Source organism: Kribbella pratensis (genome assembly GCF_004366075.1).
Lineage (GTDB): Bacteria > Actinomycetota > Actinomycetes > Propionibacteriales > Kribbellaceae > Kribbella > Kribbella pratensis.
The window spans coordinates 1,512,265-1,534,103 of record NZ_SODU01000003.1; the positions used below are offsets into that span (position 1 = coordinate 1,512,265).

Annotated in this window: 21 protein-coding genes; 10 read left to right on the forward strand and 11 right to left on the reverse strand. The window is 68.7% G+C overall.

Annotated elements, in window-relative coordinates; translation table 11 throughout:
• Window positions 1-92 precede the first annotated feature (92 nt).
• Window positions 93-833: an SDR family oxidoreductase gene (locus EV137_RS31530; RefSeq protein WP_134131779.1), complete on the forward strand. Its 741-nt coding sequence runs from the start codon at window positions 93-95 to the stop codon at window positions 831-833.
• On the opposite strand, the gene EV137_RS31535 is transcribed toward EV137_RS31530, so the two are convergent.
• From EV137_RS31535 to EV137_RS31550, 4 genes are all read right to left on the reverse strand, one after another.
• A complete protein-coding gene (locus tag EV137_RS31535) occupies window positions 822-1,121 on the reverse strand; it encodes a thiamine-binding protein (protein WP_133785798.1) in 300 nt (99 codons plus the stop codon). The genes EV137_RS31530 and EV137_RS31535 overlap by 12 nt on opposite strands.
• A complete protein-coding gene (locus tag EV137_RS31540; protein ID WP_134131780.1) occupies window positions 1,118-2,698 on the reverse strand; it encodes an MDR family MFS transporter in 1,581 nt (526 codons plus the stop codon). Before EV137_RS31540 ends, EV137_RS31535 begins: the two co-directional genes overlap by 4 nt.
• Window positions 2,695-3,321, reverse strand: a complete 627-nt coding sequence (locus EV137_RS31545) for a TetR family transcriptional regulator (protein WP_238175667.1) — start codon at window positions 3,319-3,321, stop codon at window positions 2,695-2,697. The genes EV137_RS31540 and EV137_RS31545 overlap by 4 nt, the downstream gene beginning before the upstream one ends.
• A gap of 84 nt (window positions 3,322-3,405) precedes the next feature.
• The gene (locus EV137_RS31550) at window positions 3,406-3,876 is read right to left on the reverse strand and encodes a methyltransferase family protein (protein WP_134007743.1); all 471 of its coding nucleotides are present in this window, start codon (window positions 3,874-3,876) and stop codon (window positions 3,406-3,408) included.
• 64 nt (window positions 3,877-3,940) lie between these two features.
• On the opposite strand from EV137_RS31550, the gene EV137_RS31555 reads away from it, so the two are divergent.
• The 6 genes from EV137_RS31555 (at window position 3,941) to EV137_RS31580 (ending at window position 8,008) form a co-directional block, all read left to right on the forward strand.
• Window positions 3,941-4,483 carry a hypothetical protein gene (locus tag EV137_RS31555; protein WP_134131781.1) on the forward strand — a complete coding sequence of 181 codons (543 nt, stop codon included), beginning with the start codon at window positions 3,941-3,943 and terminating at the stop codon, window positions 4,481-4,483.
• A 105-nt stretch (window positions 4,484-4,588) separates the two neighbouring features.
• Window positions 4,589-5,089 (forward strand): hypothetical protein, encoded by a 501-nt coding sequence (locus EV137_RS31560; RefSeq protein ID WP_134007739.1) that lies wholly within the window; start codon window positions 4,589-4,591, stop codon window positions 5,087-5,089.
• Between the two features lie 111 nt (window positions 5,090-5,200).
• Window positions 5,201-5,647: a MarR family winged helix-turn-helix transcriptional regulator gene (locus tag EV137_RS31565; protein WP_134131782.1), complete on the forward strand. Its 447-nt coding sequence runs from the start codon at window positions 5,201-5,203 to the stop codon at window positions 5,645-5,647.
• On the forward strand, window positions 5,644-6,858 hold the full coding sequence (locus tag EV137_RS31570) for an MFS transporter (protein ID WP_238175668.1): 1,215 nt from the start codon (window positions 5,644-5,646) through the stop codon (window positions 6,856-6,858). The genes EV137_RS31565 and EV137_RS31570 overlap by 4 nt, the downstream gene beginning before the upstream one ends.
• A gap of 100 nt (window positions 6,859-6,958) precedes the next feature.
• Window positions 6,959-7,486 carry a TetR/AcrR family transcriptional regulator gene (locus tag EV137_RS31575; RefSeq protein WP_134007735.1) on the forward strand — a complete coding sequence of 176 codons (528 nt, stop codon included), beginning with the start codon at window positions 6,959-6,961 and terminating at the stop codon, window positions 7,484-7,486.
• A 24-nt stretch (window positions 7,487-7,510) separates the two neighbouring features.
• Window positions 7,511-8,008 (forward strand): DUF2867 domain-containing protein, encoded by a 498-nt coding sequence (locus EV137_RS31580; protein ID WP_134007733.1) that lies wholly within the window; start codon window positions 7,511-7,513, stop codon window positions 8,006-8,008.
• On the opposite strand, the gene EV137_RS31585 is transcribed toward EV137_RS31580, so the two are convergent.
• From EV137_RS31585 to EV137_RS31600, 4 genes are all read right to left on the reverse strand, one after another.
• Window positions 7,956-9,791 (reverse strand): ABC transporter permease, encoded by a 1,836-nt coding sequence (locus EV137_RS31585; protein WP_134131783.1) that lies wholly within the window; start codon window positions 9,789-9,791, stop codon window positions 7,956-7,958. The genes EV137_RS31580 and EV137_RS31585 overlap by 53 nt on opposite strands.
• 69 nt (window positions 9,792-9,860) lie before the next feature.
• Complete coding sequence (locus EV137_RS31590) at window positions 9,861-10,256, reverse strand: hypothetical protein (RefSeq protein ID WP_134131784.1); 396 nt, start codon at window positions 10,254-10,256, stop codon at window positions 9,861-9,863.
• Window positions 10,256-12,562, reverse strand: coding sequence for a CehA/McbA family metallohydrolase (locus tag EV137_RS31595; RefSeq protein ID WP_134131785.1), 2,307 nt, complete (start codon window positions 12,560-12,562; stop codon window positions 10,256-10,258). Before EV137_RS31595 ends, EV137_RS31590 begins: the two co-directional genes overlap by 1 nt.
• A 49-nt stretch (window positions 12,563-12,611) precedes the next feature.
• Window positions 12,612-13,166 carry a TetR/AcrR family transcriptional regulator gene (locus EV137_RS31600; protein ID WP_238175669.1) on the reverse strand — a complete coding sequence of 185 codons (555 nt, stop codon included), beginning with the start codon at window positions 13,164-13,166 and terminating at the stop codon, window positions 12,612-12,614.
• A 115-nt stretch (window positions 13,167-13,281) separates the two neighbouring features.
• Between EV137_RS31600 and EV137_RS31605 the strand changes: the two genes are divergently transcribed.
• A complete protein-coding gene (locus EV137_RS31605) occupies window positions 13,282-15,801 on the forward strand; it encodes a bifunctional FO biosynthesis protein CofGH (RefSeq protein WP_134132006.1) in 2,520 nt (839 codons plus the stop codon).
• A gap of 31 nt (window positions 15,802-15,832) precedes the next feature.
• On the opposite strand, the gene EV137_RS31610 is transcribed toward EV137_RS31605, so the two are convergent.
• Complete coding sequence (locus EV137_RS31610) at window positions 15,833-16,138, reverse strand: hypothetical protein (protein ID WP_134131787.1); 306 nt, start codon at window positions 16,136-16,138, stop codon at window positions 15,833-15,835.
• Between the two features lie 148 nt (window positions 16,139-16,286).
• Here EV137_RS31610 and EV137_RS31615 point away from each other — a divergent pair, with 148 nt between their 5' ends.
• Together EV137_RS31615 and EV137_RS31620 are read left to right on the forward strand one after the other, a co-directional pair.
• Window positions 16,287-18,188, forward strand: coding sequence for a sensor histidine kinase (locus EV137_RS31615; protein ID WP_134131788.1), 1,902 nt, complete (start codon window positions 16,287-16,289; stop codon window positions 18,186-18,188).
• Entirely contained in the window at window positions 18,176-18,814 is a 639-nt protein-coding gene (locus tag EV137_RS31620; protein WP_134131789.1) for a response regulator transcription factor, read from the forward strand. The genes EV137_RS31615 and EV137_RS31620 overlap by 13 nt, the downstream gene beginning before the upstream one ends.
• 458 nt (window positions 18,815-19,272) lie before the next feature.
• Here EV137_RS31620 and EV137_RS31625 read toward each other — a convergent pair whose 3' ends face one another.
• Both EV137_RS31625 and EV137_RS31630 read right to left on the reverse strand, forming a co-directional pair.
• The gene (locus EV137_RS31625) at window positions 19,273-19,896 is read right to left on the reverse strand and encodes a hypothetical protein (protein ID WP_134007717.1); all 624 of its coding nucleotides are present in this window, start codon (window positions 19,894-19,896) and stop codon (window positions 19,273-19,275) included.
• A complete protein-coding gene (locus tag EV137_RS31630; protein WP_134007715.1) occupies window positions 19,889-21,811 on the reverse strand; it encodes an acyl-CoA dehydrogenase family protein in 1,923 nt (640 codons plus the stop codon). The genes EV137_RS31625 and EV137_RS31630 overlap by 8 nt, the downstream gene beginning before the upstream one ends.
• Between the last annotated feature and the right edge of the window lie 28 nt (window positions 21,812-21,839).

Here is a 21,839-nt window from a genome sequence, read left to right on the forward strand (position 1 = left end):
GTGTCCACGCGTCGCGCCGGTTAACCACTGCTTGGCGAGCAGTGGTTAAGTGCAGCCTGGTTGCCCGGAGCATCCGGTTCCACTCTGGAGCCATGAAAACAACAGGCAACACGATCTTCATGACCGGCGGTACGTCGGGTATCGGCCTCGAGCTCGCCCGGCGGTTCCGCGACCTCGGCAACACCGTGATCATCAGCGGCCGCCGCAAGGACCTGCTCGACACGATCGCCGCCGAGGACGGTATCGAAGGCATCCTCCTCGACGTCGCCGACCCGGCCTCGATCACTGCGGCGTTCGAGCAGGTGACCAGCAGCCACGACGTCAACGTGCTGATCACGATGGCCGGCATCATGCAGGTCGAGGACCTCCGCTACCCCGCTCACCTGGACACCGCCGAGCAGACCATCGACATCAACCTGCTCGGCACGATCCGCACCATCGCCACCTTCACGCCGTACCTGCTGAAGCAGACCGACCCGGTGATCCTGACGGTCTCGTCCGGCCTCGCCTCGGTGCCGCTGACGATCACGCCGACGTACAGCGCGACGAAGGCCGCGATCCACAGCTACACGCAGAGCCTGCGGATCCAGCTCGCGGACACCGGGATCCAGGTGATCGAGGTGGTCCCGCCCAAGGTCCGGACCGGCCTGCTGGACGAGGACGACGGCGAGGGAGCGATGCCGCTGGACGAGTACGCCGACGAGACCATCAGCCTGCTGCAGCAACAGCCGGACGCCGACGAGATCCTCGTCGACCGGGTCCACTTCCTCCGCCACGCCGAACGTGAGAACCGCTACGACCAGGTCATCAGCGCCCTGAACTCACTCGCCTAACGCCTGTTCGATGCGCTCGACCTTCGCGGTCAGCTGGCCGGTGTACCCCGGCCGGATGTCCGCCTTGAGCACGAGGCTGACCCGCGGCGACGCCGCGGCAACCGCATCCACGGCCTGCTTCACCACCGCCATCACCTCGTCCCATTCGCCCTCGATGTTGGTGAACATCGCGTTGGTCTCATTGGGAAGACCGGAGGCGCGGACGACGCGGACGGCCTCGGCCACCGCTTCGCTCACGCCCCCGGTCTCGTCACCGGCCGACGGGCTGATGCTGAATGCGACGATCATGCATCCAGTTTGTCAGGTCCCTCTTCTTCGGCGCGGCGTTCGGCGCCGGAGGTGGTGAGGAGGGCCTTCTCCTTGATGAAGAGGACGGCGATGAGGGCGAGGACCGCGAACGGGACCGACATCATGAACAGGTCCGCGGTCGCCGCGCCGTACGCGTTCTCGACGATGGTCCGTACCTCCGGAGGCAGCTCCGCGATGTTCGGCACCGCGTTGCCGCCGCCGGACGACGCGCCGCCCGGGTTCAGCGTCTCGGCGACGTTGTTCGCCAGGATCGCGCCCAGCACGCTGACGCCGATCGTGCCGCCCATGCTCCGGAAGAAGCTGACCGCGGACGTCGCCGCCCCCAGCTCCCGGGCCGGTACGTCGTTCTGCGCGGCGAGGACCAGGTTCTGCATGACCAGGCCGATGCCGACGCCGAGGACGATCATGAAGCTCCACAGCATGTACTTCGAGGTGTGCGCGTCGATCGTGCCGAACAGCGCCAGCGCGATCGGCAGCAGGACGCTGCCGACGACGAGGTAGATCTTCCAGCGGCCGTACTTCGTGATCAGCCCACCGGCGATCGTGGAGGCGACCATCATGCCGAGGATCAGCGGCAGGCTCATCAGGCCGGCCTTGGTCGGCGTGTAGCCCTGGGCGATCTGGAAGTACTGCGCCAGGAACACCGAGCCGCCGAACATCGCGACGCCGACCAGCGCGCTGGCGATGATGGACAGCGTCACCGTCCGGTTGCGGAACAGGTCCATCGGGATGATCGGCTCGGGGTGGCGGCGCTCGACCAGCACCGCCGCGACCAGCGCGACCACGGCGACCGCGACCAGCCCGAAGCTCCAGCCGGAGACCCACTCGAACTTGTTGCCTGCGAACGAGGACCAGACCAGCAGGGTGCTCACGCCGCCCATGATCAGGACCGCGCCCCACCAGTCGATCTTCACCTCGCGACGGACGGTCGGCAGCTTCAGCGTGCGCTGCAACAGGACGATCGCCGCCAGCACGAACGGCACGCCGACCAGGAAGCAGGCGCGCCAGCCGAGCGGCGAGTCGACGAGGAAGCCGCCGAGCAGCGGTCCGCCGACGGTCGCCGACGCGAAGATCGCACCGAAGATGCCGGAGTACCGGCCGAGCTCGCGCGGCGGGATGATGGCCGCCATCACGATCTGCACGAGCGCGGTCAGACCGCCGGCGCCGAGGCCCTGGAGGACGCGGCTGCCCAGCAGCACCTCGATGTTCGGCGCGAAACCGGCGACCAGCGAGCCGATCACGAAGAAACCCAGCGACAGCTGGACCAGCAGTTTGTTGTTGTAGAGGTCGGCGAGCTTGCCCCACAACGGCACGGTGGCCGTCATCGTCAGCAGCTCGAGGGTGACGACCCAGGTGTACGACGACTGACTCGCCCCCAGGTCGTGAATGATCCGCGGCAGCGCGGTGCTCACCACGGTGCCGGCGAGGATCGCCACGAACATGCCCATCATCAGGCCGGAGATGGCCTGGATGGTCTGCCGCGGCGTGAGTGTCGCCGTCTCGGTGGTGGTGACCTCACCCACGGGTTCCGGAGTGGGTGACGAGGTCGTCGTCATGAGGTGCCTTTCTTCTGGTGGTCCGGCCCGAAGGCGGCATCGATGCCTTGGGCAAGTAAATGGAACGCTTCGTCCAGCAGATCGCGGATCGGCCGGTCGGGAGCGGACTTGTGCAGCTCCATCACGACGCGGCAGGCGGCGCCGGCCGTGCTGACGATCAGTGCCGGCCGGACCGATCCGGCCGGTTCGCCCATTCGCTCGGCGAGGGCCGCGGTCAGCTGCCGCTCGTCGTCCAGGCTCGACAGCATCAGCTGGTACAGCAGGCTCGGCGAACTCATGATCAGCTCACCGCGGCGCGACAGTTGACCGTCGCTCTCCAGGTCCCGCAGTACGTCGTTGACGATGAACCACATCGTGGTCAGCGGCGACTCCTCGGCCGGCGCCGTCCGCATCCGCTCCAGGGCCCGCTCGAGGTGCTCGGGGTTCCGCGCGAGGATCGCGTACTCCTTGTGCGGGAAGTAGTTGAAGAAGGTCCGCACCGAGACGTCGGCCGCCTCGGCGATCTCCTCGACCGTGACCTGGTCGGGCCCCTTCTCCAGCGCCAGCCGCAACGCCGCATCGGCCAACGCCGCCCGCGTCTGCAGTTTCTTGCGCTCCCGCAACCCACCCTCTCCGTGCCTCACGCACACCAGCCTACGGACAAACTTGCACCCACTGCAAACAATTAAACACTGCAACTTTGCAGCCGTGCAGGATCGCGTCGGCTCCTACCCGCCCAAAGCCTTGAACCGTGGAATCCACGCCGGCACGGCTCGGCAGTAGTCCTCGTACTGCCGGCCGTACCGCTCCCGCAACACCGGCTCCTCGTACCAACGCACGAACGACGCCATCACGGCCCACGCGATCACGCCGTACCCGAGCACCCGCCAATCAAGGAAAACGAGTGCCTGCCCGAAGATCGCCGCGACCACCCCGACGTACATCGGGTTCCGCACGAATCGGTAGTCACCGCCGACCACAAGCTCCTCGGTCGGCGCGACAGGAGCCGGCGTACCGCGGCCTTCTCGGACGAATCGGACGAAGGCACGCAGTACGACGAACGCACCGGCCGCCACGATCACGAAGCCGGGCCAGAACCGTGCCGCCGCCCAGCCGCTGACCCACCACGGGAGCACGCCGGCGACCACGCACGGCGCAGCGAAGAAGAACAGTGCGCTTCCGAGGATGGCTTTGACCATGCGGATCCCGGTAAAATGTAGACGCAGCCTCCGGCACGGTTCTCGTGCTCGGAGGCTTTTGTGTATGACGACTCTTCTCTACAAGGCCGCAGGTGACATCCGCGGTGACGCCATCCTGCCGCTCAACCAGCTGCGTGTGCACTACCCGGACATCTACACGCGTGAGCTCGCGAAGTACGCCGCTCGCCCGGAAACCCTGCGCACCCCGGTCTACCCACTCGACTGCTGCTGGGCCGACGTCGTGTTCCTCTCCCCCGTCCACCCGGCCCCGATCTTCGAGGCCATGCAAGAGTCAGGCCGGATCGGCCCGGTCGTCATCGACTTCTGGACCCTCGACGCCGACCTTCTCGACCCGGCCCGCACCTGCATCCTCCTGAAGCGCCACGATCCCGAACTCCGCCCGCAACCGGCCGAGGACTTCATCCCCTACACCCCCGAGGCGGCCGCCGCCCTGTCCACTCCCTCCGAGCGTGCACTCCAACGGCTCCGCAACCTCAATGCCACGGAGCCCCTCTACCCCTGGGCCGACATCCCGCACATCCTGCACCGCGGTCCGATCCCGTTGACCGCCTTCCGCACGGCGGCCGGCGCCCCGGTGATCGGTTGATCAACCTCGCCGTACGCGCCCCGCTCGACTCGACCCAAGCGAGTGAAAGTGTTCTGAAAGCGGCTCCGACCAGGCTGGGTCACCCAACCGCACGAAGGGGGATACATGAGCCTGGTACGACGAACACTTGTCGCAGCCGCCGGACTGCTGCTGACTCTCGGCACCGCGACAACCGTGCTGACCACCGCGAACGCAGCGCCGGTCGAGACACCCAGAACCCCGGACAAAGTCGCCTACTACGTCCGGGTTCCGAGTGGCCCGTCGGTGACGCCGGCGATCGCGCTGCCGGAGCCCACCACCAGCCCTGCCGCCGCGTCCCGCAAGTGGTACCCGGGTGGGTCGCTCGTGCCCTGCGAACCCGGCTACGCCTGCGCCGGCGTTCCCTGGGGCAGCGGCGGCTTCGTGTTCAAGTTCTACAGCTATGGCACGTACCGACTGAGCTACTGGCATGGCAGCGGCGACCTGACCAACGCACAGACCGGGACGGCGGCCGTCAGGACCCTCGACCAGAACGGCGTTCAGATCGGCTGCCGTGACCCCCACGAGCGTGCCTTTCCCAGCTGGGACCCCGTCTGGTACATCCGACTGACCTCTTACGGTTGCTGACTTCCTACAGCCGCCGACCTCACGATCACGGCCCCCACCGCTGCCCGGTGGGGGCCGTGATTCTGTTCACTTCCGGGCAGATGCATAGCTTTCCTATGTATATTTGTGGGTGTGAGCACCAGGGATCTGACGCAGCTCGGTGAGGACATGGTGGTGGCGTCGACGCGCTTGTCGCGGCTGGCCACCCGGAACGTGAACACGCTGCCGCACGCCGCGATGCGGGTGCTGGGGCGATTGGACGAACTCGGACAGGCCCGGATCAGCGAGCTGGCCAAGGCCGACCGGTGTTCGCAGCCGACCATGTCCAACCTCGTGCAGCGCCTCGAGGAGCAGGGTTGGGTGCGCCGCGCCCAGGACCCCGCCGACTCGCGCGCCAGTCTGATCAGCCTCACCGACGCAGGCCTCGCCGAGCTGCGCAGCGCCCGCCACCAGGCCGGCGCCGCCTTGGCCGCGCAACTGAGTCAGCTCCCGGCGACCGACCTCACCACCCTGGAGGCCGCCGTCGCCATCGTCCACAAACTTCTCACCCTCGAACCCGTGGAGGACACAGCCCGGTGAGCACGTCGTCGTTCCTGAAGCAGCCCAAGTCCGTCTGGGCGGTCGCGTTCGCCTGCGTGATCGCATTCATGGGCATCGGCCTGGTGGATCCGATCCTCAAGCCGATCGCCGAACAACTGCATGCGAGCCCGTCCCAGGTCTCGCTGCTGTTCACCAGCTACATGGCGGTCATCGGTGTCGCGATGCTGATCACCGGCGCGGTCTCCAGCCGGATCGGCGCCAAGCGCACCCTGCTCATCGGCCTGGCCGTCATCGTCGTCTTCAGCGCGCTGGCCGGCCTGTCCAGCAGCATCGGCATGATCGTCGCCTTCCGGGCCGGTTGGGGCCTGGGGAACGCGCTGTTCATCGCGACCGCGCTCGCCACGATCGTGAACTCGGCCGCCGGTTCGGTCGCAGAGGCGATCATCCTCTACGAGGCCGCCCTCGGCGTCGGGATCGCGGCCGGCCCGCTGGTCGGCGGCGAACTCGGCACGATCTCCTGGCGCGGCCCGTTCTTCGGCGTCGCCGTCCTGATGACGATCGCCCTCGCCGCCACCGCTTTCCTGCTGCCCGCATCACCGCCGGAAGGACGTCGTACGTCGATCCTCGAGCCGTTGAAGGCACTGCGGCACCGGTCGCTCGCGACCGTGGCGGTCACCGCGTTGCTGTACAACTTCGGGTTCTTCACGCTGCTCGCGTTCACCCCGTTCCCGCTGGCGATGTCGGCGCGGCAGATCGGGCTGATCTTCTTCGGCTGGGGCATCTGTCTCGCGTTCACCTCGGTGTTCGTCGCGCCGCGGCTGCAGCGCCGGTTCGGCACCCTCCCGGTGGCGATGACCGTGCTGCTGCTGTTCGGCGCGGACCTCGCGGTGATGGGTGTCTACGCGCACCACAAGCCGGTGCTCGCGGCCGGCGTCATCGTGGCCGGCCTGTTCCTGGGCATCAACAATACGCTGATCACCGAGGCCGTGATGGCAGCCGCTCCGGTCGAACGCGGTACGGCGTCCGCGGCATACTCCTTCGTCCGCTTCTCCGGCGGCGCGGTCGCACCGTGGCTGGCCGGCAAGCTCGGCGAGGAGTTCAACATCCAGCTCCCGTTCTACGTCGGTGCCTTCGCCGTACTCCTCGCGGTCGGCGTCCTCGCCAGCGGCTGGAAGCCCCTCTCCCACCTCCGGGTCCCCACCACCCACTCCGAGTCGGAAGCCGAAGCCCTCACCGCCGCCGACGCCTGACCCTCGTCCCACCCGATCCCGACCCGCCGGACCCCTCTCCGGCGGGTCGTCCGCGTCTACAGCCCGCCGACCATACCAAACGGTATGGTATGGTCCGGCTGTGGTCAGTCGGACGGAGTGGTTGGACGCAGGGCTCGAGTTGCTCGCGGCGGAGGGTGCGCCGGCGGTGACGATCGAGCGGTTGACCGGTGCCCTGGGGGTGACGAAGGGGTCGTACTACCACCACTTCAACGGGGCTTCCGGGTACAAGGCGGCTTTGCTGGAGTACTTCGAGGCGCGGAACACGACCCGGCTGATCGACGCCGTTGAGGACGGTCGTGACGCGAACGCGAAGCTCCAGCATCTGTTGCGGTTGGTGCTGGCCGACCCGGACAGCGCGGCCTTGGAGATCGCCGTACGCGCCTGGGCCTTGCAGGACAGCGAGGTGCGGGCCGCGCAGGAGCGGGTGGACAAGGCGCGAACGGCGTACCTGAAGAAGCTGTGCCGCGGCCTGGGTGCGGACGTGGACCCGGATCGGTTCGCGCAGTTGCTGTACCTGATTCTGATCGGCGCCGAGCAGGTGGTGCCGCCGATCGGCAAGCGGGACGTGCGGGAGATCTACGACCTGGTTCTCCGGCTGATCGACTAGACGCTGATCGACAGAGGAGCACACATGCCGACCACATTGCACGAGCTCGACGATCTGGTGCCGGTTGTGGACGAGATCGATGTGAAGACGGGCCGGGGCGACGTCACGCTACGGGAGTTCGTGGCGGGGGCGCTGGGGCACAGTCCGTTGTGGGTCAAGGGATTGTTCGCGGTGCGGATGGCGGTGGCCGCGGTCCTTCGCCTCGAGACCACCGGCGTACCGGACTCGCGTCGCCTGCGGCCCGAGACGGTGAGCTTCACGCCGGGCGAGAAGAACGCGTTCTTCACCGTCGTGCGCGGCGAGGAGGACCATTACCTGCTGCTGAAGGTCTCCGACAACCACCTCGACGCGTGGCTCGCGTTCATCACCGACAACGAGCGGCCGGCGACGTTCAAGGTCGTGACGCTGGTGCAGTTCCTGCGGCCGGCCGGGAGGTTCTACTACAACCTGATCCGGCCGTTCCACCACGTCATTCTGCTCGGTATGTGCCGAGCCGGTGAGACGTGGCGCGACCGGCAGTGAGCGCCGCGGCGACCCCGACGACCACCAGCGCCGACGCGAAGATCAGTCCGAGCAGCCGCCACGGGATCGCCAACGCAGCAAGGCCGTAAGGCCCCGCCGCGATGCCGGCGAGGGCGGCCGCGGCGACCAACGATCCGAGCAGTACGCCGACCACCACAACGGTCACGGACTCCACGAGCGCGACCATCACGACCTGTGCCCGCGTCAGACCGGCCAACCGTGACAGGTGAAACTCCTGCCGCCGGTCAGCTGTCGACATCACGACCGCGTTGACGACCGCGACCGCGGTGAAGATTCCGGCCAATCCAAGGAGCGCGGCGAACAGTCCCGAATTGCTGCGCTGCTGCGCCTCGCCACGCGCCTCCGCCCATTGCTCGACCGACCGGCCGTCCAGCGTCGCACCAGGCGCCAGCTTCACCAGCGTCTCGGTCCGCCCACCGGCCGGCAGCAGACTCCTCGGAACGAAGAAGTTCTCGCTCACATCGAGCGTCTCCGGCATGACCGCGACCACCTTCACGGCGATCGATCTGTTGCCCAGCGCAACCTTGAAGGTCGATCCGAGCCGGTAACCCTCGGCGGCCATCCCCGGCCCGATCGCGATCGTCCGCCCGGTCAGCCGATCCAGCGAGCCTTTCCGGGGCCGCAGCTTGTGGGTCTGCTGGTACGCGGCCGGATCGATGCCGATCGCCTCGGAGTACAGCGTTTTCCGTCCGCGTGTCACAGCGATCGGTACGGCGGTCTGCGCCGAGGCCGCCGCGATCCCCGGTCCCGGACGAACGACGTGATCGACCACGACATCCGCCGTGATCAACTGTTTCTGCTCGACCCCGACCGCCTTCGCCAGCGACCCGACCGTGCCCCACAGCCCGATGACCAGCCCGACGAGCACGATCAACGGCGCCGCGGTCGCCGCGCTCCGGCGTACCGCGTGCAGCACACCGGCCCGCGCCAGATCCGCGATCAAGTTGCCACGGACAACGATCGCGGGCAGCCGGCCGACCAGCGGTACGACGACTGGGCTCAGCTGGCTCAACGCCACGGACCCACTGATCATCACGACCAGCCCGATCATCAACCCGGCCACGAGGTCCCGCGCCGCCTGCGCCACGATCACCAGCAGCACCGTGCCGCACGCAGCCGACAGCCCCCAGAACCACCGCCATCCCGTCATCACCCGCCGCGCGGCCTGTCCCTCGACGATCGCCTCGAGCGCATTGACCCGCGACGCCCGCCAGGCCGCAGCGAGTACGCCGCCCAACGCCGTACTCACGCCGACGATCATGGCCGCCCACACCGCACCCTGATCCCACGGCGCGTCGAACCACTCCGGCAGCATCCCCAATCGAACGAGCAACCACGACTGTGCCCAGGTCGCCAGCACCCCCAACGGCAGCCCGACCACACTGCCGACCACTCCGAGCAGACCCGCCTCCGTCACGACCATCAAGCACAGGTAACCCCGCTGCGCTCCGACCAGCCGAAGCAGCCCGAACTCACGCCGCCGTTGCACAGTCATGAAGCCGAACGTCGTGCTGACGATGAACACGCTCAGGAAAACAGCCAGCATGACCGACATTCCGAGCAGCGTCGCGGCCCCGACGTACCCCTCCCGGACCTTGGCCCGCTCGTACGCCGACAGTCCCGCGGGCAACACCGGCCTGTCGGTCGCGGCCAGCATCTGCAACCCGGACTGCACCAAACCGACCCCGAGCGCAACAGCCACCACCGCACCGGCGAACAGCTGCCACCTGGTCCTCAGCGCCCCGACAGACAACCTCAGCATGCACCCAGCCAACAGCCCGCGACAGGAACAGGCGCTGGCCTCAGCGCCCGACCTCAGGTAGCTCAGGCGCTACCGGGCAGACAGCAACAGGTTGACGGTGCTGTGATTGGCCAGACCTCCGAGCGCGCCGAGCGCCCGGAAGGTCAACGTCACGTCGACCACGGTGGGTGCGTCGAGCCGGACCCGGAAGGCGGCCTCCTGACGATGCTCACCGGTCAGTTCGTGCACCGGCAGATCCAGTTGGAGTCCGCTGACCGGTTCGGCCTCGACGGCCAACGGCCCGGTGACGAAGGCGTCGTTGACGACCGTCACGGCGAGCGTGTGCCACTCGCCGGGCTTCAAGGTCCCGATCGGCGCACCGCTGCGGGTCACGTTCACCCGCGCCTCCGGGTTGATCGTCACCGCGAGCGGCGCATCGGTGTCGACCGGCCCGCAACAGCCGATGGCAGGTGCCTGGTGAGTCATCAGTCGGTCTCGCATTCTGCTCGCCGCGACCGGTAGATCGCCTGCGCCTCGTCGTACGCCTGCCGCGCGGCAGCCTGCTCGTCCTCCCGGATGAACCCCGACTTCACCTTCCACAGTTGATCGACAGAGTCGTGCAGCCACTGGGCGCTGCGGCGGGAGGCCCGGATGGGCCGGCCGCCGACCTCGAGGAAGATCGGCTGGGTGTGCACACTGCGCAGGATCCGCAGCGCAAGCCAGGACGATTCTTCCACCGGTACGTCGAACGCGACCTCCTGCTCGGTGCCATCGGCAACCACCTCCTGCGAGGCCACTACGACGCCGTTCAGCACTGCCTCCACCAGCACGGACCGGGACGTACCGATCCGCGCCCGTTCGAGGTGCCAGCCGACCGGCGCGCTGTACACGGGACGCCCCGCCGGCGGTGGCGGCGGGACCTCGGGCAGCCACGCGGCAACGGTCGCGCTGACCCGCACCGGGCCGGGAGTGTCCAGCGGGTGCTCACGAGAGACGTCGCCGTCTACCGCGAGATCGAAGACATGGCTGCGGCCGTCACCGAAGTACGACGCGCTCTCCCGTAGACCGGTGATCCACGCCTCGATCGCCTGCGGGCCCGACGGTGGCTCGGTCAGTCGCACGTACGTACGCCCGACGCCCGGTCCCTCGTCGTACATGCAGGGATAGTCGGTCTCGCCGAGCATCAGGGTGCGGAAGCCGACGCTGAGCAGGTGGTACCAGATGTTCAGCTCGGCCGCCGGTGCGAACTGGCCTCCGCACTGGAAGTCGGCGGCACCGAGGGGTACGTCGACCACGATCTCGTTGGAGCCGATGCCTTGGAAGGACGGCACGATGTAGTTGGGCAACTCCTCGGTGCCGACCCCGAGACCGACTCCGCAGTGCGCGTACCCGACCAGTGCGTTCTGTTCCTTGGCCCAGCGCAGGACGGGCAGGTTCCACGACGGCCAGTCCTCGATCAGGCTCGTCCCTGGATAGTCCTGGTCGGTGAGCCCGAGCAGGATCAGGTGGCCCGAGTGACTGGACGGGAACCCGGACACTTCGACGTCGTACCGCAACGCGCTCTCGGCATCGCGGTCCGTCGGCTGCGGAGTCCAGGTCATGCCCTGGGCGGCCTGCATCAACGGGTCCTCCAGGTCGGCCGGCGGGCTGATCGACTCACCGCTGAAGAACTGTTTCTGGTGGTAGTAGCACGGCGCCCAGGTGAGCACACTCCCCAGCCAGAGACCTTCCCCGCGGACATGCCGGATCATGGTTTCGGGCGTGACGCCTTCGCTCGGGACGTTGTAGTGCGAGCAGCCGCCGGCGTGGATGTGCGGGTCGCCCGAGTAGTAGCCGCGGCCCGCCGGATCGACCCAGCGGTCGAGGGTGATCGGAATCGCCTCGGTCCCCGCGTCGACCTCGGTCTCCAGGAGCACCGGTCGATACTCCGGTCCGCGGATCGCGCTGACCCGGTACCGGCCTTCGGGCAGAAGGATCATCTCGCCGGTCGCCCGATACACGTGCTCGTGGAAGAACATGTCCGGAGCCAGTCGCATCGCCTTGGACGGGTACGAGCGTCCCTGCCCGTCCTGCACCGTGATCGCGGCCATGCAACTGCGGCCGTCGGGCTCCCGGATGTCGAGCCGGATCTCGCGGGCCGGTGCACAGTCGAAGTCGAACGAAGCGGCGTACTCACGCAACTCGAAGTTCGTCCGGAAGCCCGCGACGGCGAGCGGTGACCGGCTCAGGCTGTGATGGTTGTGCTCGTCCGCGGCGAAGACCGACAGTCCGCCCTGCTGGATGCCGTCATCGCGGGTGTAGAGGCTGATGACCTTGTACTCGACCTCGAAGCCGGAAAGCTCACTGGGTACGGCGATCTTCGCGTCCAGCCACGCGTCCTTGATCCGCGGTACGACAGTCAGCGTGTCGTGCAACGCGATCCGCGCGGAGTGGCTCTGATAGTCGATCACGCCGTACACACCGCTGTTCCCCGCGGACAGGTTGGCTTCGATCCGGTGCGGATTCGCCACCCGTACGAGGAAGCTGCGCCAGCCGTGTTGCACCAGTCGCGGCGGCGCGGCGCCCGGAGTACACGACGCGATCCCCTGCTCGTCGATCGACACGTCCAGCAGGACGAACGGCCGCAGCAGGGTCTCGAGCTGGGTACGGCGCTCCGCGTCGCTCAGGGAGCTGCTCTCCAGCTTGGACAGCTGAGTGACCGCCTCGGCGGGCAGCGGATCGCCGAGGTCCTGCAGTTTCCGGACGGCGCGGGCTGCGGATGCGAACAGTGGCTGTACTGGGGGCTCTGACACCGAGGACCTCCCTGTTGGCGAGTTCCTTCGCGACAGTACTCGGCGCGGGCTACCTCAGCACCTCCAATAACGCGGCGACGTCGGACTGGTCGAGGTCACGGGCGCCGATCAGCGCCTGCATCAGGAGGCCATCCAGCGCGGCTACCAACAGCCTCGCCTTCTGGGGATCCGCGGTGAACGCCCTGGCGATCTCGGTCAGCGGCTCCAACCACGCACCGGCCGTCTCCCGCAGCTCCGGCCGCCGAGCCGCGTACAGGTACAACTCGTAGAGCGCCAGCGTCCGGCCACGGCGCCGTACGACGCTGTGCTCGATCAGCCGCGCCAACTCGTCCGCCGGTCGCGCGCCCAACTCGCTCCCGCGACCGTGCAGCTCGACGGCGAGATCCTCCGCGGCCGACTGGAGGGCCGCGACCAGGAGGTCGTCCAGCGTCGGAAAGTGGTAGGTGATCGAGGCGACCGAGACATCGGCCACCGCGGCCACCGCGCGATGGCTCACACCTGCGACTCCGTCGCGTTCGATCACGGTCAGGGTCGCCGCGAGCAACTCGCTCCGGCGCTGCTCACCGCGCACCCGGCGCCCGTCGACACCCCGCCTGACCTGCACGAACAGCAAACTATCAGGACGTCTGTACGGATTGATTTTGCTGTCCGGAATCGCGGGATCCAGCGTTTTCCGCGATTTAGGCTCGGATTTCGTGGCCCCTGATCTGACGACAGCGATGCGGCGCGCCCTGAAGCGCGCGGACGACGGCAAGACCCTCGACCCGGCGGAGGTGGAGGTGCTGCTCGGCGCGAGCGGCGACGCGCTGACCGCGCTGATGGCCACTGCGGCGAGGGTTCGCGACCAAGGGCTGGCCGACGCCGGCCGGTCGGGGATCATCACGTACTCGAAGAAGGTCTTCATCCCGCTGACGCGGTTGTGCCGGGACCGCTGCCATTACTGCACCTTCGCGACCACCCCGGGTCGGGTGCATTCGCCGTACCTGTCGCCCGACGAGGTGCTGGAGATCGCGCGGCAAGGAGCGGCGCTGGGCTGCAAGGAGGCGCTGTTCACGCTGGGCGATGCGCCCGAGGAGCGGTGGGACGCGGCGCGGCAGTGGCTCGACGAGGCCGGGTACGACAGCACCCTGGACTACGTCCGGGCGATGGCGATCCGGGTGCTCGAGGAGACCGGTCTGCTGCCGCACCTGAACCCCGGCGTGATGTCGTGGCAAGACCTGCAGCGGCTGAAGCCGGTCGCGCCGAGCATGGGGATGATGCTCGAGACCACGTCGCGGCGGCTGTTCGAGGAGAAGGGCCAGCCGCACTTCGGGTCACCGGACAAGGACCCGGCGGTCCGGCTCCGGGTGCTCGAGGACGCCGGGCGGTCGAACGTGCCGTTCACGACCGGGCTGCTGATCGGCATCGGGGAGACGCTGCCGGAACGTTCCGACTCGATCTTCGCGTTGCGGAAAATCGCCCGGCAGTACAACGGCATCCAGGAAGTCATCATCCAGGGTTTCCGGGTGAAGCCGGACACCGCGATGCGCAACGACGCCGACGTACCGCTGGACGAGTGGCTGGCCGCGATCGCCGTGACGCGGATCGTGCTCGGGCCGCGGGTCCGGGTCCAGGCGCCGCCGAACCTGGTCGACCTCGCCGAGTGCCGTGCGCTGCTCGACGCGGGCGTGGACGACTTCGGCGGGGTCTCGCCACTCACGCCGGACCACGTGAACCCCGAGCGCCCCTGGCCGCAGATCGACGACCTCGCGAAGGTGACCGCCGACGCCGGGTTCGAGTTGCGCGAGCGGCTCACCGCGCACCCGGAGTACCTGCGGGAGCCGTGGCTCGATCCGCGCCTCATCTCGCACGTCGAGGCGCTCGTCGATCCTGCCACTGGTCTGGCCAACGAGGCCGCGAAGCCGGTCGGCCTCCCCTGGCAGGAGCCCGACGGCGGCTGGGACAGCGTCGGCCGCACCGACCTGCACACCGCGATCGACACCGAAGGCCGTCGTACCGAGACCCGCTCCGACTTCGACGCGGCGTACGGCGACTGGGACGTACTGCGCGAAGACGTCGCGGCACGGCGTGCGGCCGAAGCCGCCGCGGGCTCCGCGTCGGGCGGTGCGCCCGAGCGCATCGACGCCGAGGTGAAGGCGGCTCTCGCCGCCGCCGAGCGCGATCCCGCCGGGCTTTCCGATGCTCAGGCGTTGACGTTGATGACGGCCACGGGTCCCGCGCTCGACCAGCTCGCGCACCTTGCCGATGAGTTGCGGAAGGCAACGGTCGGCGACGACGTGACGTACGTCGTGAACCGGAACATCAACTTCACCAACGTCTGCTACACCGGCTGCCGGTTCTGCGCGTTCGCCCAGCGCCGCACCGACGCCGACGCCTACTCCTTGTCGATGGACGAGGTCGGCCAGCGCGCCGAGGAGGCGTGGGTGATCGGCGCGACCGAGGTCTGCATGCAGGGCGGCATCCACCCCGACCTGCCCGGTACGGCGTACGCCGACCTGGTCCGCGCGGTGAAGGACCGGGTCCCGGAGATGCACGTCCACGCGTACTCGCCGATGGAGATCGTGAACGGCTCGGTGCGCACCGGCCTGTCGATCGAGGAGTTCCTGATCTCGGTGAAGGAGGCCGGACTGGACAGCATCCCCGGCACCGCGGCCGAGATCCTCGACGACGACGTCCGCTGGATCCTCACCAAGGGAAAGTTGCCGACGGCTTCGTGGATCGAGGTCATCTCCACGGCCCACAAGGTCGGGCTCCCGTCGTCGTCGACGATGATGTACGGACATGTCGACGCGCCGCACCACTGGGTGCAGCACCTGCGCACGATCGCCGCTGTACAGGACCGGACCGGTGGTTTCACCGAGTTCGTGCTGCTGCCGTTCATCCACCAGAACTCGCCGATCTACCTCGCCGGTGTCGCTCGGCCGGGCCCGACGTACGACGAGAACCGGGCGGTGCACGCGATGGCGCGGATCATGCTGCACGGCCGGATCGACAACATCCAGTGCTCGTGGGTGAAGCTCGGCGTGGACGGCTGCGTCGCGGTCCTGAACGGCGGCGTCAACGACATCGGCGGCACGCTGATGGAGGAGACCATCAGCCGGATGGCCGGCTCCAAGCACGGCAGCCGCAAGTCGATCGCCGAACTCACCGCGATGGCCACCGCCGCCGGCCGCCCGGCCCGGCAGCGGACCACGACGTACGGCGATGTCCCCGTCCGGCCGTCGCTGGAACTCGCCTGACGTTCCTCCCTCCGGGAGCGCCAGGCGACTGTCACGTGACCGGGTCGAGGTCGACGGCCCGGTTACGGCGCTTGCTGCCGACCCGGTGCCCGAGCGCGACCAGCAGATTGCCGACGACGTAGATGCCCGCGGTCACGAAGAGGTACCCGAACGGCCAGGCGTTCGGGTCCGCCGGGAACGCCTGCGAGCGGTCGCCGACCCAGCTGCGCATCAGGTACACCAACTGGAACGTGAAGCAGTAGCCGAAGATCGCGACGTACGCGACGTAGGCGGACAGGCGGTTCCGCAGGAAGAAGCCGAGCGGAAAGGCGAACAGGACGGTGGCGATGGCGATCACGGGAATCCCCTCCTCGAGTAGCTGATCCCCTCACGATCGCTTCGCCGCACCGCCCTCGGCATCAGTGCTGTCGCCGGACTTCGGTCGTGGCCGGCCACTAAGTGCTGGCACGGGTGCGCGAGCGGCGGTCCGCGGTCATCATGTGGTTGTGCTCCGGCCTCGGCGTCTGGTCGTCGCCGCGACGGTCGTGTTCGTCGCGGCCGCCGCCGTACGCGCGGTGCTCGCCTACGGTCCGCCCTCGGTCGGGTCACCGGCAGACTGGCCCGTCACCACCGTCCTGCTGCTGCCGGCGTTCCTCCTCAGCTGGCTGGTTGTCGTTCGCGTTCCGGCCAGTCCGATCGCGCCGGCGCTCGCGCTGACCGCCACGATGCCCGCGCTGGTCTTCACCGTCGAGGACTGGGGCGCGTCGGCGCGAACCTCTCGGCCGTGGCCCTGGGCATCCGCTCTGGACGCGATCGCGGACGGCACCTGGCCGTGGATCTTCCTCGGGTTCGTCACCTTGGTCCTGCTGTTCCCGGACGGCCTGCTGCCAGGTCGGCTCTGGCGGTGGGTCTGGGCGGCGACGCCGGTCGCGGCGGCGCTGGTGACTCTCGTCGTGTCCCGGGAAGGGGCCGCGCGGACCAGCCCGACGCCGTTGCGCGTGGTGCTGATCGTCGTTGTCTTCGGAGCGTTTCTGGCCACGTTGCTCGCGGCCGCCTCCAGCCTGGTGGTGCGGTACCGGCGGGGCGATGAGCTGACTCGGCAACGGCTGCGCTGGCTGATGGCCGCGGCCGTCGCGGTGCCGATCCTGCTCGCCGCGAGCTGGCTGGCCACCGCACTCGGCGTCCCCGGGACGTTGGCCTACACCTGGTTCCTGGTCGCCATGCTGTTCCTCGTCCCGGGCGCGATCACCGTCGCAATCCTGCGGCACGACCTGTTCGACATCGACCGGCTGCTCGGTGCGACCGTCAGCTGGCTCGTCACCACGCTGATCTCGGCGAGTGTGTTCGCGGTCGTGGTCCTCGTGGTCGGCGGATACTTCCCCGACCGGGTCGGCATCACGACCGCTGCCTTCGTCACCGCGCTCGTCCTGCTTCCGCTGTACCACTGGATCCACCGCGCGATCGGCAGGCTGGTCGACCCGGACCGGACCGTCGCGCTGGCCCGGATCCGCGCCTTCGTCCGGCGGGTCCGTGACGGCGAGGCCGAGCCGGAGGAGATCGAGTCCGTCCTGCGCTCCGCGCTCGACGACCCCGGGCTGCGGGTGCTCCTGCGTCGCCCCGGAGCGGAACTCGCCGTACCCGACGACGCGATCCCGTTGCAGACCGGCGACTCAGTGGTCGGCGCGTTGATCCTCGGTACGACGTCTGCACGCCGGGTCCGGCGGGCACGCGAAGCGGCCGTGGAGGCTCGGCTGCCGATCGAGGTCAGCCGGTTGCGGCTGGAGCTCCGCGAAGCCCTGGCCGAGGTGCGGTCGAGTCGGGCCCGGCTGATGGACGAGGTCAACGCGGAACGACAGCGGCTGGAGCGGGACCTGCACGACGGCGCACAGCAGCGGCTGATCGCGATCGGGATGCGGGTGCGATCGGTGCAGTACCAGTTGTCTCCCGGCGTACCGGCGTACCGGGAGCTCGACGAGGTGGTGGAGACGCTCGAGCACACCGTCGCGGAGCTCCGGCGGATCGCGCACGGGGTGCGGCCGAGTCGGCTCGACGACGGTCTTGCCGTCGCGCTGCGGGACCTGGTCGCGGACAGCACTCTGCCGGTCGATCTCGTCGTACCCGAACTGGAGGTCGGTGAGAGTGCGGCGACGACGGTCTACTTCACGGTCGGCGAGGCGATCGCGAACGCGCTCAAGCACGCGCGGGCGACCCGGATCTCGATCTCGGTCGGCGTGACCGACCAGGTACTGCGGGCCGTCGTGCGCGACGACGGTGTCGGCGGAGCCCGGGAGGGGTTCGGGCTGACGTCACTGCGGGACCGGGTCGCGTCGGTGGGCGGGGAGTTCACGGTCGACAGCCCACCCGGAGCCGGGACCTCGATCACCGTGGAGATCCCGTGCGCATCGTGATCGGCGAGGATTCCGCCTTGTTCCGTGAGGGTCTGAGCCGGCTGCTGACCGAGAACGGTCACGACGTCACCGGTACGGCGGAGACCGCGGACGCACTCGTCGACGTGGTGCGCGCGCTGGATCCCGACCTGACGATCATCGACGTACGGATGCCGCCGACGATGACGGACGACGGTGCACGGGCCGCCGCGACACTGCGCGCGGAGCGGCCGGACCGCCCGATCCTGATGCTGTCGCAGCACATCGAGACCCGGAACGTGGTCGGGCTCGTGGGCACCGGCGGGTTCGGGTACCTGCTCAAGGACCGGGTGCTGCGCGTCGGCGACTTCCTGGACGCGATGCGCCGGGTCGTGGACGGCGGATCGGCGCTCGATCCGGCGATCGTCGCCGCCCTCGTGACGCCGACGCGGGCGGGCGATCCGCTGGCCGCGTTGTCCGCGCGGGAACGCGAGGTGCTGGCACTGGTGGCGGAGGGGCGCTCGAACGGCGCGATTGCCGCGCAACTGGTGCTCGCCGAGCGGACGGTCGAGAGTCACATGCGGAGCATCTTCCAGAAACTGCGCATCGCCGACGCTCCGGACACCCACCGCCGCGTACTCGCCGTTCTCACCCAGCTTCGCCAATGACCACAGGAAAACTTGACGAGTGGTTAGTTGTTGCAGAAGGCAACATCTGCACGGAAAGTGAGGGAATTTTCACTGAGCGTTGCTTACTTCAAAGGCAATGCAAATGTTTGAACCGGAGGATTCCCGGTAAGGCGGGCCGCGTGACAACGTTCTCTTGTCGGCGGCGGACGGGTCGCCGGCACTAGGTCCAGGTGGATTCCGCAGTACTCCCGTCCGCGACCGGACTGTACCTCCCCTGCCGGTCACGGAATGAGACGCGGGACCGCCCTCCTTCGGGCCACTGCCCTCTCGGGGCAACAGCAGGACGCCGGCCGTGTCGGTGGGGTGTTGGTCGCCAGTGAGGTGGCGACCAACACCCGGCACGGTCGGCGTTTCTTACTGAAAACCGCCTCGCTGTACTGGTGCTGCTGGGGACCAGTACAGCGAGGCGGTTCTGTTTCCGGGCTGGTTTTTCCGGCCTAGTACGGATAGGTGTCGTCGCGCCGGGTCGGGTCCAGGTCCCACAGGGAGAACTGGACGATCTTGTGGGATTCCTCGCCGCCGCCGGGGACGAGTCCGAACGACTCGTACTCCTTCGAGCCCAGCCCGTCGAGGTAGCAGAGCAGCTCGAACGCCGACTGCGCGTCCTCGATGTCGTCGACCACCTCGTCGTTCTGCGCCTCGTCCGCGCGGCTCCGCACGTACCGCACGAAGGCGTCCGGGTCCGTCACCACGTAGTCGTACCGCGCCTGGTAGCTGAGCCGGACCCCGTTCTCCGGCAGCAGTGGCTCCAGCTCCTCGAGGTCGTCCAGGGACCCGCCCTCGACGATCTCCCGGTAGTCCGCGGGGTCGTCGAAGTCGTCCGGTCCCAGCGGCAGGTCGTCCAGCTCGTCGGGGTCGTACGAGTCGATCCCGAGGAAGATGTCACCCCAGCCTCGTTCGTGCACGGCGTCCGCGAGCGCCCGGGCCTGGACCCGGACGTTCTCGATCGCGCCGGTGGCCCGCAGGTCGTGCAGGTCCAGCGCGTCAGCCTGCTCCAGCAGCACCCGGGCGAGTTCACGGGCGGCCTCGGCAGCCGACGCGGGTTCGGTCGACTCACTCATGCTGTGACGGTACAACCATGGGCACCTCCGTTGCCGAGCCCGGTACTCCGAAAGCGTCGACGAGCTCCACCGCGGCCGGACGGACGACCGCGCACAACTCGTTGACGAGCGCGGTGATCGCCTTCGACCGCCCCGGTGACAACCGCCCGTGCTCGAGGTACCACGCGCGTTCCGCCTCGATGGTCGCCAGCGCGTGCAGGTCGTACACATCCTGCAACCGCGGCCGGATCTCCTCCGGCGCGTTCCGCACCGCGGTCTGGAACGCCTCGAGAACGATCCGGTCCACATGCGCCCGTCCGGCCGCGATCACGTGGTCCTGGCACCGGTTGAAAACGTCGAACGGATCGTCCCCGGCGTCGATCCCGCCCTTCAGCCGCCGCGCCACCCCGGACAGCATGTGCTGCTCCCGGAAACGCAGCAGTCCCGAGTGGTACGCGTCGTCCCGCAGCCCGCCGTCCGGGTCCGCCGCATCGCTCCGATTCGGCACTACGTCTCGCAGCCGTTCGATGAGCGGACGCAGCGCGGCCTTCTCGACCGCGATCTCCACCGCCTGCGCCGCGACGAACCTCGCCGTACCCAACGGGTCGAGCTTGCCGAACGACTCGCGGTAGTCCGTCAGCAGACCCTTGGCCACCAGCTGCAGCAGGACCGTGTTGTCGCCCTCGAAGGTGGTGAACACATCGGTGTCCGCCTTCAGCGCCGCCAGCCGGTTCTCCGCCAGGTACCCCGCGCCGCCGCAGGCTTCGCGGCACATCTGGATCGTCTCGGTCGCGTGCCACGTCCCGAGCGCCTTCGTCCCGGCCGCCTGCGCCTCCAGCGCCCGCCGGTCGTGCTCGCCCTCGTCGTCGTCGAACACCCGGGCGAACTCTTCCACCAACTCGGCCTGCGCGAAGTGCAGTGCGTAGGTCCGCGCGAGCAACGGCAGCAGCCTGCGCTGGTGCATCCGGTAGTCGAGCAGGATCGCCTCCTCGCTACTTCCCGGAGCACCGAACTGGCGCCGCTGAGCGCCGTACCTGATCGCGATCGTCAGCGCCACCTTGCTCGCGTTGATCGCCGCGCCGCCGACCGACACCCGGCCCTGCACCAGCGTGCCGAGCATGGTGAAGAACCGGCGGTCCGGGTTCTCGATCGCGCTGCTGTAGTTGCCGTCCGCATCGACCTGCGCGTAGCGGTCGAGCAACGCGTCCCGCGGCACCCGGACCTGGTCGAAGACGATCCGCCCGTTGTCGACCCCGTTCAGCCCGAGCTTCGGCCCGCAGTCCGACAACGTCACGCCCGGTAGCGCCGCACCGTCCGCACCCCGGATCGGCACCAGCAGGCAGTGCACACCATGACTCTCGCCGCCGACGATCAGCTGCGCGAACACCGCGGCCATCCGCCCGTGCCGTGCCGCGTTGCCGATGTAGTCCTTGCGCGCCGCGGCCGACGGCGTGTGGACGACGAACTCTCCCGTCGCCTCGTCGTACGTCGCCGTCGTGCCGAGGGCCTGCACGTTCGACCCGTGACCGGTCTCGGTCATCGCGAAGCAGCCGAGCAGCCGCCCGCTGATCGCATCCGCCAGATACCGCTCGTGATGCTTCTCGGTCCCCAGGTGCTGGATCGCGCCGGCGAACAGGCCGAACTGCACACCGGCCTTCACCATCAGCGACAGGTCGCCGAAGGCCAGCGTCTCGAACGCCGCGATGAACCCGCCCAGGTCCGCCTCGCCGCCGTACTCCTTCGGATAGCCCCGCGCGGGCAGCCCGTCCTTGGCGGACTGCAGCAGCAGGTCGAGGATCCGGTCCCGGTACTCGTCCCGGGGCAGCCGGACCGCCAGGTCACCCAAGTCAGCGTGCGCGCCCAGCCCTGCCCGCACGACGTCCCGCGCCGCCTTGTGCGGCCCGTCCAAGTAGTCCCGCATCGCCGATGTGCTCATGTCCTCTAACTTACGAGGAATCGCCACT